12 protein-coding genes are annotated in these 14,157 nt (G+C 48.9%); 3 read left to right on the forward strand and 9 right to left on the reverse strand.

Going from position 1 to position 14,157, the window contains the following annotated elements:
* The first annotated feature begins 1 nt into the window (after window position 1).
* Window positions 2–1,099 (forward strand): glycosyltransferase family 9 protein, encoded by a 1,098-nt coding sequence (locus IO95_RS12980; protein WP_037384828.1) that lies wholly within the window; start codon window positions 2–4, stop codon window positions 1,097–1,099.
* A gap of 7 nt (window positions 1,100–1,106) precedes the next feature.
* Here the strand turns inward: IO95_RS12980 and IO95_RS12985 are convergent, their stop codons facing one another.
* Genes IO95_RS12985 through rfaD form a run of 6 tightly spaced genes read right to left on the reverse strand, consistent with a single transcriptional unit; the run spans window position 1,107 to window position 7,491 of the window.
* Window positions 1,107–2,105 carry a glycosyltransferase family 2 protein gene (locus tag IO95_RS12985; RefSeq protein ID WP_037384826.1) on the reverse strand — a complete coding sequence of 333 codons (999 nt, stop codon included), beginning with the start codon at window positions 2,103–2,105 and terminating at the stop codon, window positions 1,107–1,109.
* Window positions 2,102–3,334: an O-antigen ligase gene (locus tag IO95_RS12990; protein WP_037384823.1), complete on the reverse strand. Its 1,233-nt coding sequence runs from the start codon at window positions 3,332–3,334 to the stop codon at window positions 2,102–2,104. Before IO95_RS12990 ends, IO95_RS12985 begins: the two co-directional genes overlap by 4 nt.
* 21 nt (window positions 3,335–3,355) lie before the next feature.
* On the reverse strand, window positions 3,356–4,525 hold the full coding sequence (locus tag IO95_RS12995; protein WP_037384821.1) for a glycosyltransferase: 1,170 nt from the start codon (window positions 4,523–4,525) through the stop codon (window positions 3,356–3,358).
* Window positions 4,525–5,487 carry a lipopolysaccharide heptosyltransferase RfaC gene (gene rfaC, locus IO95_RS13000; RefSeq protein WP_023488970.1) on the reverse strand — a complete coding sequence of 321 codons (963 nt, stop codon included), beginning with the start codon at window positions 5,485–5,487 and terminating at the stop codon, window positions 4,525–4,527. The genes IO95_RS12995 and rfaC overlap by 1 nt, the downstream gene beginning before the upstream one ends.
* Before the next feature lie 2 nt (window positions 5,488–5,489).
* On the reverse strand, window positions 5,490–6,536 hold the full coding sequence (gene rfaF / locus IO95_RS13005; protein ID WP_023488971.1) for an ADP-heptose--LPS heptosyltransferase RfaF: 1,047 nt from the start codon (window positions 6,534–6,536) through the stop codon (window positions 5,490–5,492).
* 22 nt (window positions 6,537–6,558) lie between these two features.
* Complete coding sequence (rfaD, locus tag IO95_RS13010; RefSeq protein WP_037384818.1) at window positions 6,559–7,491, reverse strand: ADP-glyceromanno-heptose 6-epimerase; 933 nt, start codon at window positions 7,489–7,491, stop codon at window positions 6,559–6,561.
* Window positions 7,492–7,730: 239 nt separating this feature from the next.
* Here rfaD and IO95_RS13015 point away from each other — a divergent pair, with 239 nt between their 5' ends.
* Complete coding sequence (locus IO95_RS13015; RefSeq protein WP_023490542.1) at window positions 7,731–8,927, forward strand: glycine C-acetyltransferase; 1,197 nt, start codon at window positions 7,731–7,733, stop codon at window positions 8,925–8,927.
* Between the two features lie 9 nt (window positions 8,928–8,936).
* Window positions 8,937–9,962, forward strand: coding sequence for an L-threonine 3-dehydrogenase (tdh, locus tag IO95_RS13020; RefSeq protein ID WP_023490541.1), 1,026 nt, complete (start codon window positions 8,937–8,939; stop codon window positions 9,960–9,962).
* Between the two features lie 33 nt (window positions 9,963–9,995).
* Here tdh and IO95_RS13025 read toward each other — a convergent pair whose 3' ends face one another.
* The 3 genes from IO95_RS13025 to gpmM form a co-directional block, all read right to left on the reverse strand.
* Window positions 9,996–10,931, reverse strand: a complete 936-nt coding sequence (locus IO95_RS13025) for a divergent polysaccharide deacetylase family protein (RefSeq protein WP_023490540.1) — start codon at window positions 10,929–10,931, stop codon at window positions 9,996–9,998.
* A 155-nt stretch (window positions 10,932–11,086) separates the two neighbouring features.
* Entirely contained in the window at window positions 11,087–12,418 is a 1,332-nt protein-coding gene (envC, locus tag IO95_RS13030) for a murein hydrolase activator EnvC (protein WP_023490539.1), read from the reverse strand.
* 9 nt (window positions 12,419–12,427) lie between these two features.
* Window positions 12,428–13,972 carry a 2,3-bisphosphoglycerate-independent phosphoglycerate mutase gene (gene gpmM, locus IO95_RS13035; protein ID WP_023490538.1) on the reverse strand — a complete coding sequence of 515 codons (1,545 nt, stop codon included), beginning with the start codon at window positions 13,970–13,972 and terminating at the stop codon, window positions 12,428–12,430.
* Window positions 13,973–14,157: the final 185 nt, after the last annotated feature.

The following is a 14,157-nucleotide window of genomic DNA, read 5'->3' on the forward strand; positions in this document are numbered from 1 at the left end:
CATGTCGAAAAAGTGGAAAATCAAGGCTGCTGATTGGTTCTTGCGACGTTATACCGCGAAGTATGGTCGTTTCCAGGATAAAGCGACCTTTGACAGCAAAATGCAGTTCGAGAATATCGTTATTTATTCCACGACAGCTTTAGGGGATTTCATGTTCAATACCCCGGTGTTGAGAGCGATGCGTGAACGTTATCCTGCCGCACATATCACACTGGTAGTACATGAAAAAAATAGCGAGTTAGTAGAAAATGGTCGCTATTATGATCGGGTGATTTACTGGAACAGTAAAATAAAGACCATCGGCCCTCTGTTGAAATCATTGCGGCAACATCAGCCGGACCTGGCTCTGATCCTGCATTCACACCTACCTTATGACGTTATCAGTGCCATTATGGCCGGTGCAAAATATGTCATCAGAGATAACTATAGTTCAGGGATATGTGGGTTGGAACCTTGGTTGACCAACTATGTATTTCATTATTATGGGCACTTTATCCGCCGAAAACTGGAGTTGATTTCCATTTTAGGGTGTCGTTGTGACGATCCGACTATGGAAATTCCTGTCCCCTATAAGCCAGGCATTAGAAACATCGAATTTTGCTCAATTGGATTTCAACTTGGGGCTTCTACAGAGTCTCGTTGTTGGCCGGTTGGTCACTTTGCCAAGTTGGCGGATATGTTGGCTGTCCAATATCAAAATGTGCGCTTTGTGTTGATTGGTGCAGGGCAAAAAGATGAAAAGAAAGCACAAGAGTTCCTGCAGCTTATTCATCCTGATACTCGGACTTGTGTTGATAATAAGATAGGTAAGACTGGGCTACAGGGAACGTTGACATTAATTGATAGCCTCGATCTACTGGTATCTGGGGACACGGGGCCTTTGCATTTGGCGATTGCATTGAAAACCAAGACGATAAGTTTATTTGTGACGGCTGATCCTCGGTCTACCGGACCAATTCAGGATGTAGAGTTGCACCGAATTATTCATCTTTCTCGAACGGGTTATACCATGCCATTGGAGGTTGATGGACCGGTGGGGGTTATTCAGCCACAGCGTGTTTATGATGAGATTGTGGCTCATATGTCTTTGAACTCTTGATAAGAAGCTAGAAACGTCTTGGTATGATGGTGCGTAGCCACCAACGCATTTTCGATAGAAAAGTATCCACTCGTGCATAACGCATTTGGCGGACTTTTTTTCCCGGGACGTCACTATCTTGGCATATCATGGCCGCCTGACGAAGAGTATTTAGGGTCTCTGGTTCATAGTGATAATAGCCGTAAACTATTTTTGACATGGACTTCACCTCGGAGAAACAGTTGGCGAGCATCAATGCAGCCAATTGTCGTAGCGGTTCATCACCTTGGTGTTGTGCCACAAATTGCAGCATTTTTTTCATCGCAAACAGCATGTCTTCAATATCTTTAGCCTTGATATTGCGGGTGATCCCTTGGTTATTATCGCGATATAGATAGAGCGCATGGTCAATATGGGCAATTTTTCGGGTTTTGAAATATTGGAAAGGTGTGAAGATAACATCTTCATAGCGCCGCCCATTTTCAAAAGTATCTCCTGCTAGCAATGTACGCCGATAAACCCGACTCCAAAGATGCCACATCGAGTTGGCAAATAGCGGTTTTAGACAATCCAGCCCTTGATGTTGAAAGTCGTACACGATGTGTTTGACCTGCTGATTTGTGGGTAAAACAGAGGGAGAAACGGTGAATTTCTGATAGTTGAAATCAATCAAATCCTCGTGGTCTTCGAGCAGTAATGGGTATAAAACTGCCAGATAATCAGTACATAGCATGTCATCTCCGTCCAGAAAAGTGACATAGCGCCCACCGGCATTTTGTAACCCGACGTTGCGGGCATTGGCAATACCACCGTTTGTCTGAGAAATAAATTTTACTAAGGGATGTTGTTTTTTTAGTAGAAACTCGTTGACCAATACAAAGGATGAATCTGTCGAGCCATCATCAATAATTACTACTTCAATATCATCACGAATTTGATCAAATAATGACCCCAAACTATCGATGATAAAATCCTCATTATTGTAGAATGGAACAATAATACTAAGCAGAGGTGATGTCAGGTTCATGCTGTTGGCTCCCGACTTTTTTTCACGGAAAGTACACTGGCAATAATCGCTAGACAGAATATAACGGTGCCTTCCTTACTGAAGAAAACGACATCGCTGAGTCCGTAAGCAAATAGACTGAAACTTATTCCTAGCAGTAATGCATTGCGGTGAGGTCTCAGCGACGAGACAAACAGACCAATATAGAGTGCCAGTAAACATAGCGCCCCCCAGAGACCTTTAAGAGAAAAGGTTTCCAGTAATTCGTTATGTAGATGGACATTGATATAGGGCATGGCTCCATATAGCTGGGGCTCTTGCGCGACAATGGTACGGATTTTTTCGCCACGTAACTCTGCGGATTGGCCCCATAGTGCATCTGATCCAGCATGTATAGCCACGACCTGCATACTTAGCCTGGAAATAATTGAATTCTCCACTTTGGGTTGGTCAATCCTTTGTATGTCGGTTTTAAAATCACTAATACGTTTTTCTATCTGTGTTTTGAAGACAACACCACTCACTAGCAGTAATAAAGGGATTGAGATTACCAACTGGATTTTGCGTTTTCTAGATATTAACTCTGTTGTTGCTAGTAGCGATAAGATGGACGCAAGAGGATAGACCAACATGGCAGCTCTTGTTCCGGTTAGGATGATACTGGAGAACGTGAGCAAGAAAGCCAAAACATATAAAATCAGGCGGTAACGAGTTTGTAACATCAGAATGGCTTGCATCATGACCAGACTGATGGCGGTCATAATATAGGCAACGACAGTGGCGCGATCAAAGTTGAGTTCAATACGTGGAATATTTAATATCAATCCCTGATAAAGTGCGTAGCCATTGACAGCCAAACCGCAACTTAAAGCCACGACAATAAATGCACGCTGCATACAAAGGCGTTCATTCAGTGCGAACAGTAAAAGAAATGCGGTAGCTATTTGTAACTTTCCGGTTGATAAGTATGAGCGGTAAATATTGATATAGTCACCTGGTTGCTTAAAATCGCTCATCCAGAGAATGGATCCTATCCCTACGCAGAAAAAAAGCATAGGTAAAATTAGGTTCATCTTGTTTCTGAAGAAGTACTTTGCGTGCAGGAAAATAACAATCAATGAGAGGTAACTGGAGATATAAAAAAAATCACGCCCAATGTTGGAACCGAAAGGAATGGTAAAAAAAGCAACAGCACACCCTAAATAAATAAGATAGCTAAATGCTGGATGGGGGGCCTTTTCTGTCAGCATGGTTCTGTTTTTCCAACTAGGTTAATTCTGGGTGGCCAAGGATAGTAGAGTCTGGTCAAAATCAGTCTTGAACATTGCATAATTGAAATGTGTCATTGGGTAATTACGGGCATTTTTGCTGAGAAATTGGTAAGTATCTGTCACCAACAGTTTCTCCACAGCATCTGCGCAATCGATATGTGACAATAATTTTGGCTTAACGAGTGAATCACTGAGTGGATCGTAAACATCATGCGGGAAATCAACTTTTATGCCGGTTAGATGTTGATGCTGTTCAATAGTGATAGACGGTGTTAGCCCAATACCACAATAACCATCCTTCACTGCCTCTGGTTGACCATCGATTAGTGGGAATATTACAGGCACACCAAAATAGAGTGATTCCATACAGGACAAACCGAACGGTTCGGTAATCGGTGTACTCATATAAATATCGATACGGTTAAAGAAGTCTGCGACATTATCTTGAAAACCGCTGAATATGACGTGATCACCGAGTTGTAGCCGTTCAGCCAGAGCTTCAAAGGCTGCTCTGTCTAGACCTTTGCCTGCAATTTCTAAAGAAACATGATGTCCACGACGCAATAACTCTTGCATCATCAGCAGGGAAACGCTGATTCCTTTAAGACTTACTAGTCGAGAAGCAGTACCGATCTTGACTGGTTGCGATAGTAACTTGGGGGTATCGTTAAGCCCTGTTGGCGTTTTGATACGGTTGATTACTACTGGGTTTGGGCAGGGTAAATTAAAACGTAATTCCATCACGCGTTTCGACGCATGGGATGCAGAAATAACACCATCCAGCATAGCGAAGAAACCCAGAGTCTTATGATTTTTGGGATAACGCCAGGAGCAGCCATGATCGTAATAAATCAATTTGCCGCGTTTAGGTTTTGCTGCTAGACCGGGAATCAGATCCCATACGATGATCACATCGGCATTGGCCCTTTCTATTTTTCTTGTTAGCAGGTATTTTCGTAAAAATTGCGGGCAGCGCAGCGAGAGTGAATTGATTAATCGATTGGCAAACGTCACGGCCTGGTTTGGCATCTGTTGGCGAATTTCTTTAGCGACCTCACTGCTGATGCAAATTACTTCGTTACTGTTATCAGTGGTATCGTTGATATACTGCAAAAACAGGCGTTCAACACCACCCATTTTCCCTAAATTAATAATATGCAGTTTCTTCATTAGATGGCCTTTTGTAGTTCTGTCCGGACAGCGTTAGCGGTGATTTCTAGCATATTTTTTCTCGGCGCAATCAATGAATTCTGATTCAACCCATACCCCCCAATCAACCCCGGGTCTGTTGGACCATACAGGGTGATATTCGGGCGGTCCAGGGCGGCAGCCAGATGACTCAGCCCGGTATCGACTGAAACCACCGCTTTAGCGCCTGCCAACACGGCGGCTACCTGCTCAAGAGTCAGCTTGGGTAACACTTCAACATGCCCAAACCCGTCTGCCAAGCGTAAAGCTCGCTGGTGTTCATGCTCGGCCCCCCAGGGGAGCTTGATCTTTAACCCGCTAGGGGCAAGTAATTCAATCAGTTGACGCCAATGCTGCTCTGGCCAATGTTTTTCATCACGCGTGGTTGCGTGCAGGAAAACCAGATATTTCCCGCCATCTGCAAGGGGATGGCTAAGAAAACGCGCGGCAATGGCGTAATCCCCGGTATTATGCGGTTTTTCATAACCCAAGCTTTTGGCAAATAGTTCGCGTATACGTTCTACTGCGTGTTGCTGTTTATCCACAGGATGACGATGCTGATAAAAGCAACTGGCTAGTGGTTCCCGTGCGCTGTGCCAATCCAGACCATGTTTGCTGCCGCGAGCAAGGCGCGTCACCAACGCAGCGCTCTTAATTAACCCCTGCGCATCAATGACAATATCATACTGGCGTTGTTGTACCTGCTGTTTGAAATCGTTGCGCTGCTGCCGGGTCTCTTTAGCAAACCAATTTTTACGCCAACGGCGAAGTGCCACCGGGATCACGCGGTCCACCGCCGGGTGCCAACTGGGGATTTGGCTGAATCCTTCCTCCACCACCCAATCGAAACCAATACCAGGGATAGCCTGCACGGCATCGGTCAGTGCAGGCAGGGTATGAAGTACATCCCCCATTGAGGAGGTTTTAACGATCAGTACCTGCATGGTTATTCCTCGCTGGCGGCAAGTAGTGGCATCAGCGTGTCTAACACCTGCTGGGGCTGTATGTCGATCAGGCTTTGGTGATAACCCTGATCAGCATCGCCTTTACGGATTTTGTGATACCCATCAATCAAACGGATCACCCTGGCCTGCTGAGATAACGGAGGAGTGAAGTCCGGGCTACTTGGGCCATACAGTGCGATGAGTGGTTTATTCAGGGCCGCGGCAATATGCATCAAACCGGAATCATTGCTGACAACTGCCTGGCAGGAAGCCAGCAGCACGACGGCTTGTTCGAGCTGTGTTTTCCCGGCCAGATTAAGGCAGAAATCACGGCTGTTTTCTTCCAGTGCGGCACGGATCTGTTCCCCCGCTTCACTGTCTTTGGCCGAACCAAACAGGACAATTTGATAACCTTGATTGATCAGCGCTTGTGCCAAGGTGGCGTAATGATAGTGCGGCCAACGCTTGGCTGGGCCAAACTCGGCACCTGGGCAAAAACCGATAATCGGCCGCTGCTCGGTGAGGTTAAATGCCGCTGTGGTTTCGGCGATTTCCCCGGCGCTGACCTGCAATTGTGGGCAGAGTAGCGGCTGGGGCAGATCTTCCGCCCGGTGTATACGTTGTTTATCGTAAGCCAAGGCGACATAGCGCTGCACCATCAAGGGGAACGCCGCTTTATCCAACACACGCAGGTCATTGAGTAAACCGTAACGCATCTCACCGCGCCAACCGATACGCAAAGGTACCTTGGCAAAGAAGGGAACCAGGGCAGATTTGAACGAGTTGGGTAGCACATAGGCACGCTGATAACCCTGCGAGCGCAGAGCATGACCAAGACGACGGCGCTCACCCAGCCCCAGGGCGCCATGGCCCAGTGGCATGGCTAATGCCTGATTCACTTCTGGCATACGAGCCAGCAGAGGACGGCACCAGGCAGGGGCCATCACGTCGATTTCTGCTGAGGGATACTCGGCCTTCAAGGTGCGATAGAGGCTTTGCGACATCATCATATCGCCAACCCACGAAGGGCCGATAACCAGAATTTTCATACCGTAAATTCGTTCCTTCAGCTTAAGCGGTACGATCCAACCAGGCCATGTACTCTTTAACGCCTTCGGCGACGGTTTTGAATGGTGCGCTATAACCGGCTGCGCGCAATTTGGTTTGATCCGCTTGCGTGTAGGCCTGATAGCGGCCTTTCAGTTTTTCCGGGAACTCAATATATTCCACGGCACCTGATTGATGATAATCCACCACGGCATCCGCCACCGCCTGGAAGGTTTCCGCCCGGCCAGTACCGCAGTTAAAAATACCGGATACGCCGTTTTGCCAGAACCACAGATTCACTGCCGCCACGTCGCCGACATAAATAAAGTCACGCTTGAAGTTTTCACTACCGGCGAACAATTTGGGGTTTTCACCGCGCTGGATCTGGTTGTTCAGGTGGAATGCCACACTGGCCATACTGCCTTTGTGCCCTTCACGGGGGCCATACACATTAAAATAACGGAAAGCGCATACCTGCGAATCCGCCTCTGGCAAGATTTCACGCACGTATTGGTCGAACAGGAATTTTGAGTAACCGTAGACATTCAGCGGCTGCTCATACTGCCGTTCTTCAATAAAGTTATCGGTGCGACCACCGTAAGTGGCAGCAGAAGAGGCATACAGGAAGGGGATTTGGCGGTCCAGACAGAAATGCAGGAGATCCTTGGAATACTGATAGTTGTTATCCATCATGTATTTGCCATCCCACTCGGTGGTGGAAGAGCAGGCACCTTGGTGGAAAACAGCCTCGATATCACCCAGATCGTCACCCGCCATAATGCTGACGAGAAACTCTTCTTTATCCATATAGTCAGCGATATCAAGGTCTACCAGGTTGACGAATTTGGTGCCATCTTTTAGGTTGTCGACGACCAGAATGTCACGATATCCTTGATCATTCAGTGCCTTAATGATGTTGCTGCCAATCATGCCAGCGCCGCCAGTGACGATAATCATTGGGTTTACCCCTATATTCTGTTTGGTGATGCACCATGCTCACTCTGATATGCCGCCTATAATAGCATTTCATTGCATCAGGAGCATCGGCGGTATGGTTAATATCCTATTCGCTTAATTGACGCTGCCATTTGCCGTGATATCTGCTGCAATTTTAATTTTCTCTGTCGTGTATTGTCGTCAGCTTAGTTATAAATCAGTAAAATATCCCAAAATATCCCTATTTTGGAGATGACTAAATGTCCGCATCCTTTTATCAGCAGTTAGAACAACAACTTGCTACCACTCGTGCCGAAGGGCTATTCAAGGAAGAACGTATCATCACTTCCGCCCAGCAGGCAGATATCGCCGTTGCCGATGGCCGCCATGTTATCAATTTTTGTGCCAATAACTATCTTGGGCTAGCTAACCACCCGGCATTGATCGCTGCTGCCAAGGCGGGCATGGATAGCCATGGTTTTGGTATGGCTTCAGTACGTTTTATCTGTGGTACGCAAGATAGCCATAAACAATTGGAGCAGAAACTGGCGGGTTTCCTGGGGATGGAAGATGCCATCCTCTACTCCTCCTGTTTTGATGCCAATGGCGGTTTGTTTGAAACCTTGCTTGGCCCGGAAGATGCCATTATTTCTGATGCCTTGAATCATGCTTCCATCATCGATGGCGTGCGTTTGTGCAAGGCTAAACGCTACCGCTATGCCAATAACGATATGAATCAATTAGCGGAGCAACTCAAGCAGGCCAAGGCGGATGGTGCGCGTCACATCATGATCGCCACCGACGGTGTGTTCTCGATGGATGGGGTGATTGCCAATCTGAAAGGGGTGTGTGACCTGGCAGATCAATACAACGCACTGGTGATGGTGGATGATTCCCACGCGGTGGGTTTTGTCGGTGCCCATGGGCGCGGGACACATGAATACTGCGAAGTGATGGGCCGGGTTGATATTATTACCGGCACCTTGGGTAAGGCGTTGGGTGGTGCTTCCGGTGGCTATACCGCAGGGAAAAAAGAGGTGGTGGAGTGGTTACGCCAGCGCTCACGCCCTTATCTGTTCTCCAATTCGCTGGCCCCGGCGATTGTGGCTGCGTCGATCAAAGTGCTGGAGCTATTGGAACAAGGGGATGCACTGCGTGAACGCTTGTGGAGTAATGCCCGGCTGTTCCGTGAAAAAATGACCGCTGCCGGTTTTACGCTTGCCGGGGCTGACCATGCGATTATTCCGGTGATGCTAGGTGAGGCCAAATTGGCGCAGGATTTTGCCAACGCTTTGCTGAAAGAAGGTATCTACGTCACCGGTTTCTTCTATCCGGTGGTACCACAAGGCCAGGCACGTATCCGTACCCAGATGTCTGCTGATCACACACCAGAGCAGATCGAACATGCGGTTGAGGCATTTATCCGTATCGGTAAGACACTGGGTGTTATTGCATAAGGTACTTCTATGAAAGCATTATCAAAACTAAAAGCGGAACCCGGTATTTGGATGACTGATGTGCCTCAGCCAGAGCTGGGTCACAATGATGTGATGATTAAAATCCGCAAAACGGCCATCTGCGGTACTGATGTTCATATCTACAAGTGGGATGAATGGTCGCAGAAAACCATCCCGGTACCCATGGTGGTTGGCCATGAGTATGTGGGGGAAGTGGTGGCTATTGGCCAAGAGGTCAAAGGATTCAATATCGGGGATCGTGTTTCTGGTGAAGGGCACATTACCTGTGGGCATTGCCGTAACTGCCGGGGTGGCCGTACTCATCTGTGTCGTAACACCACCGGAGTGGGGGTTAATCGCCCTGGTGCTTTTGCTGAATATCTGGTGATCCCAGCGTTTAATGCCTTCAAAATTCCGGATAATATTTCCGATGAGCTGGCCGCTATTTTTGACCCCTTCGGCAATGCTGTACACACCGCTCTCTCTTTCGATCTGGTGGGTGAGGATGTGCTGGTCTCCGGTGCTGGCCCAATTGGCATTATGGCTGCTGCGGTATGTAAGCATGTCGGCGCTCGTCATGTGGTGATTACCGACGTCAATGAGTATCGTCTCGACCTGGCGCGCAAAATGGGTGTCACCCGTGCGGTGAACGTGGCTAAAGAGGACCTGACGGCGGTGATGGCCGAGTTGGGCATGACGGAGGGCTTTGATGTGGGGCTCGAGATGTCCGGCGCACCACCGGCATTCCGTTCGTTACTCAATGCGATGAATCATGGTGGGCGCATTGCGCTACTGGGGATCCCACCTTCGGATATGTCTATCGATTGGAATCAAGTCATTTTCAAAGGGCTGTTTATCAAAGGGATTTATGGCCGTGAAATGTTTGAAACCTGGTACAAGATGGCGGCATTGATTCAATCAGGTCTTGATCTGACACCGATTATCACCCACCGTTTCTCGATCGACGAGTTTCAGCAGGGGTTTGATGTCATGTGTTCCGGGCAATCCGGGAAAGTCGTCTTGAGCTGGGATTAAGCGGCCAGGAGGAGCCCACGGCGTGCTCCTCCGCTAATCTTGTTGGTTTTGTAGGTTTTGCGTTGAACCGGCCCAGTTCTGCCAATGGCGTTTAATTAATACCACGATGGGTGATTGCGCCACTCCTTCCCCAATCACCTTCAAGGCGTCACCTGTGTTGACCCCCTGTTTCGGCAGCTTAACCTTGCACTGCTTGATGGTGCCGCTAAATGGTGACTTCGGCGTTAGGATGTGTGGTTGCCGTTGCGGTGTATCGCTGCCATGACTTTGCTGTGGTTCATTAAGCAGTGCGCTGGGTTTCACCAGGACGATATCACCGGGCAAGGTCGGCAACATCTGTTGCAGCACTTTTATTGTGGCGGGGCGAGGATGGCCGATGGCGATAGCCGAACCATGACGGCGTGCTACATCAACGGCCCGATTAAACTGCTGGCGGATATCATTCGGGTTGGCGCTATCATCAAGGAACACCTTGCGTTTGATCACCGTTATCCCGGTGCCCGTGGCAGCGCGTGTGGCCTGACTATTTCCAATGGTCATGCTGTCCAGAAAATAGAGCTGGTAGCCGGCCAGCGCCTGCATCACCTTTTGCATCCCCGGTAGGCTGGAGGTCATGGCGCTGCCCATATGGTTATTTATCCCTACCGCATAGGGCACATTATTGACGGCATCACGAATAATGCGCTGAACCTCTTCACTGCTCATGGAGGGTTGCAGCGTATCACGCTCTAGCGACTGTTTGCTGAGCGGAGCCATGGGTATATGGATGAGTATTTCGCGGCCCTGATTGTGCGCTTGGGTGGCGATTTGGTGGGCATGAGGGGAATTAGGCAGGATGGCCACAGAAATGGCTACCGGCATTTGCAGTATGGCATGGTCTTCACGTGGCAGATAACCCATATCATCGATTACAATCGACAACTTTCCTGCCTGCACAGTGCTAGCGAGCAGTAGCGCCCCCAGCAACATGGCGATACCTGTTTTGGTATATACACAAAATAATTCGAGTTGCTTGTAGGCATGGCAGCGATGGAATCCCCAGGAGCATAGAAAACTATGTGACTGGGGTGATTGAGCGCAGCTAACACCCAAGAAACTTGAAGTATAACGGGTATAGTACAAAGCTACCTTCCTAACCATGGCACCGGGTTGACCGCTCGGCCTTGGCGACGAATTTCAAAGTACAGCGACGGTGTACCCTGCCCACCACTGGTACCCACCAAGGCAATGGGTTGGCCAGCACGCACTTGTGCATCGACGTTAACCAACGCACTCTGATTGTAACCGTACAGACTCATATCACCCTGGCCGTGGTCAACGACGATCACCAGGCCGTAACCTTGCAGCCAGTCAGCCAGCAGAACCCGGCCATCGGCAATGGCTTTTACTTCGCTGCCTTCTCGAGCTTCGATCACAATCCCTTTCCAGCGTAACTCACCCTGCAGTTGTTCGCCAAAATTATGTTGGACGCGACCTCGCACTGGCCACATCGCTTGCCCAGATGGCTGACCCAAACCGCCGGTTCGTGCCATCAATGAACGTTCGCTTTCACTGGGTTTATAGCTGGTGCCGGTTTTTTTCGCCTGCTGTTCTTTGACCTTCACTTGTTCACGTACTTTAGTCGCTTCACGCGCTTCCCGTTCGGCGCGGGCTCTAGCTTCACGTTCTGCCCGGGCGATTTGGTCACGTAGACGGGTTTCGTTCTGGCGTAATTCCACTAGCCGCTGTTGATCTTTTTCCAACGAGGCTTCTAATGACACCAAGGTTTTTTTACGTGCACTGCGCGCCTGCTCCAACTTTTGTTGCTGGCTTTGCTGTTCGTTAAGTAGAGATTTTTGTTGACCTTGTTTAGCCACCAGCGAACGTTTCTGTTCCGCCAATTGACGGCGAGTCTGCTTGAGTTGTTCTATGGATTGCTGGCGTGCTTCATTGAGGTAACCGAAATAGGCGAGAATACGTTCGCTACGTTGGCTTTCTTCACCACTGAGAATAAGCTGCAATGCGCCATGCTGCCCTTGTCGAAACGCTGCATCAAGTTGCTTGGCGAGGATTTCTTGCTGGGTGGCTTGTTGTTTTTCCAGTTTGGCGATTGAGGTATTAAGGCCAGAAATATCTTTGCCCAGTACCGTGAGTGTTCCCTGGGTACCATGTAACGCGCGGCTAGCTTGTGCGATGCTTTTTTCTTGCTGCTTGAGCTGATCCTGCAAGGAACTGCGTTTCTGCTGCTGCCGTTTAACTGCCTGCTCTTTTTCTGCGATGCTCTGCTGGATGTCTTTGAGTTGGGAGTTGTTATCTTCTGCACTGTGGCTGGTTAATGGCCACAACAATGCGCCAGCAAAAAAAACACTGGCGCAGAGGGTAGCAAACGACCACCCAGCATATTCAGGCCGTGATAGCTTGCCTGAATATGCGTTTGGCGTTGCCTTTGATAATACAAAAGTGGCCTTCTCCTTCATGGAGAAGGATTATTCCACGATGAACAGCGGCTTACCAGTCATCTCTTGCGGGATTTCCATTCCCATCAATGACAGCATGGTGGGGGCGATATCTGACAGTTTGCCACCTTCTACTGCTTTGGCCGCTTTACCCACATAAATCAACGGTACCGGCAAGCTGGTGTGTGCGGTGTGCGCCTGACCAGTTGCGGGATCGCGCATTTGTTCTGCGTTGCCATGATCGGCGGTGATCAACAGTTGGCCATCAACGGCTTTCACGGCATCAACCACCTGCGCGATGCAGTTATCCAGAGTTTCTACCGCCTTGACAGCGGCTTCGTAAATGCCGGTATGACCTACCATGTCGCCATTCGGGTAGTTACAGATAATGGTGTCATATTTACCGCTGTTGATCGCAGCCAGCAGTTCTTTGGTGAGTTCTGCTGAACTCATTTCTGGTTGCAGATCGTAGGTGGCGACTTTGGGCGAGTTGATCAGCAGACGATCTTCACCTTTAAATGGCTCTTCGACACCGCCGTTATAGAAGAAGGTGACATGAGCGTATTTTTCGGTTTCGGAGATGCGTAGCTGGGTTTTATTGTGTTTCATCAGCCACTCACCGAAGGTATTGGTCAGTGACTCTGGCGGGTAGGCACTGGCCGTCTGAATATCGGCTGCGTACTCGGTCAACATCACGAAATCACAGAATTTGACCACTTTGCTCCGTGGGAAACCATCGAAATCGGCATTCACAAAGGCACGGGTGATTTGACGCGCACGGTCAGCACGGAAGTTCATAAAGATAAGTGCATCACCATCATTCATGGCGGCAGAGGCTTCACCTGCGGCCTGAATCACGGTGGGTTTGACGAATTCGTCGTTCTCATCACGAGCGTAAGCCGCTTGCAGTGCGCTGACTGCGTTATCTGCAGTATATTCGCCCTTTGCCTGAGTCATTAGATCATAGGCCAATTGCACCCGATCCCAACGGTTATCACGGTCCATGGCATAGTAACGGCCCACCACCGATGCGATGCGACCACAACCCAGTTGGGTAAATTGGTCATTGAAACGTTTCAGTGTATTTTCAGCACTGCGCGGTGGTGTATCACGACCATCCAGGAAGGCATGCAGGTAAACCGCTTTGGCTCCCCGTTGTGCTGCCAGTTGGACCATGGCCAGAATATGGTCTTCATGGCTATGTACGCCTCCTGGGGACATCAAACCCATAATATGGACCGCTTTACCCGCTTTTACTGCGTTATCGACAGCGTTGGTCAGTATTGAGTTGGTGAAGAAATCACCCTCTTTAATCTCTTTGTCCAGACGGGTCAGATCCTGATACACGATACGCCCGGCCCCCAAGTTAACGTGGCCCACTTCCGAGTTACCCATCTGGCCATCGGGTAAGCCGACATCCAGGCCTGAAGCGGCAATCAGGGTATGTGGCTGTTGCTGCCACAGTTGATCCATCACGGGTGTGTTGGCATTCAGGATCGCATTATCCTGTTGCTCTTCCCGGTAGCCGTAACCGTCCAGGATCACCAGTACCATGGGCTTTTTCGTGCTCGACATTGCAATAACCTCTTTTATGATCGCTATACGTGTCATCTTTCAAGTAGCTATTAACGGCTTGTCACTTGAAGGATGATAGGTATACAAGTTGTGAATAGCCATCAGCCCACAGGAGTGATGGCTATTCACTCTCCCAAACCGGGTAATTCTACAACGTAGCTGGCTAAAAAGAACCCAGAGAGATC

The sequence above is a fragment of the Serratia sp. DD3 genome, assembly GCF_000496755.2.

What these genes read in the sequence shown, in the direction of transcription:
- IO95_RS12980 (WP_037384828.1), top strand. Translation starts at nt 2, where the DNA reads ATGTCGAAAAAGTGGAAAATCAAGGCTGCTGATTGGTTCTTGCGACGT.
- IO95_RS12985 (WP_037384826.1), bottom strand. Translation starts at nt 2,105, where the DNA reads ATGAACCTGACATCACCTCTGCTTAGTATTATTGTTCCATTCTACAAT.
- IO95_RS12990 (WP_037384823.1), bottom strand. Translation starts at nt 3,334, where the DNA reads ATGCTGACAGAAAAGGCCCCCCATCCAGCATTTAGCTATCTTATTTAT.
- IO95_RS12995 (WP_037384821.1), bottom strand. Translation starts at nt 4,525, where the DNA reads ATGAAGAAACTGCATATTATTAATTTAGGGAAAATGGGTGGTGTTGAA.
- rfaC (WP_023488970.1), bottom strand. Translation starts at nt 5,487, where the DNA reads ATGCAGGTACTGATCGTTAAAACCTCCTCAATGGGGGATGTACTTCAT.
- rfaF (WP_023488971.1), bottom strand. Translation starts at nt 6,536, where the DNA reads ATGAAAATTCTGGTTATCGGCCCTTCGTGGGTTGGCGATATGATGATG.
- rfaD (WP_037384818.1), bottom strand. Translation starts at nt 7,491, where the DNA reads ATGATTATCGTCACTGGCGGCGCTGGCATGATTGGCAGCAACATCATT.
- IO95_RS13015 (WP_023490542.1), top strand. Translation starts at nt 7,731, where the DNA reads ATGTCCGCATCCTTTTATCAGCAGTTAGAACAACAACTTGCTACCACT.
- tdh (WP_023490541.1), top strand. Translation starts at nt 8,937, where the DNA reads ATGAAAGCATTATCAAAACTAAAAGCGGAACCCGGTATTTGGATGACT.
- IO95_RS13025 (WP_023490540.1), bottom strand. Translation starts at nt 10,931, where the DNA reads ATGTTGCTGGGGGCGCTACTGCTCGCTAGCACTGTGCAGGCAGGAAAG.
- envC (WP_023490539.1), bottom strand. Translation starts at nt 12,418, where the DNA reads ATGAAGGAGAAGGCCACTTTTGTATTATCAAAGGCAACGCCAAACGCA.
- gpmM (WP_023490538.1), bottom strand. Translation starts at nt 13,972, where the DNA reads ATGTCGAGCACGAAAAAGCCCATGGTACTGGTGATCCTGGACGGTTAC.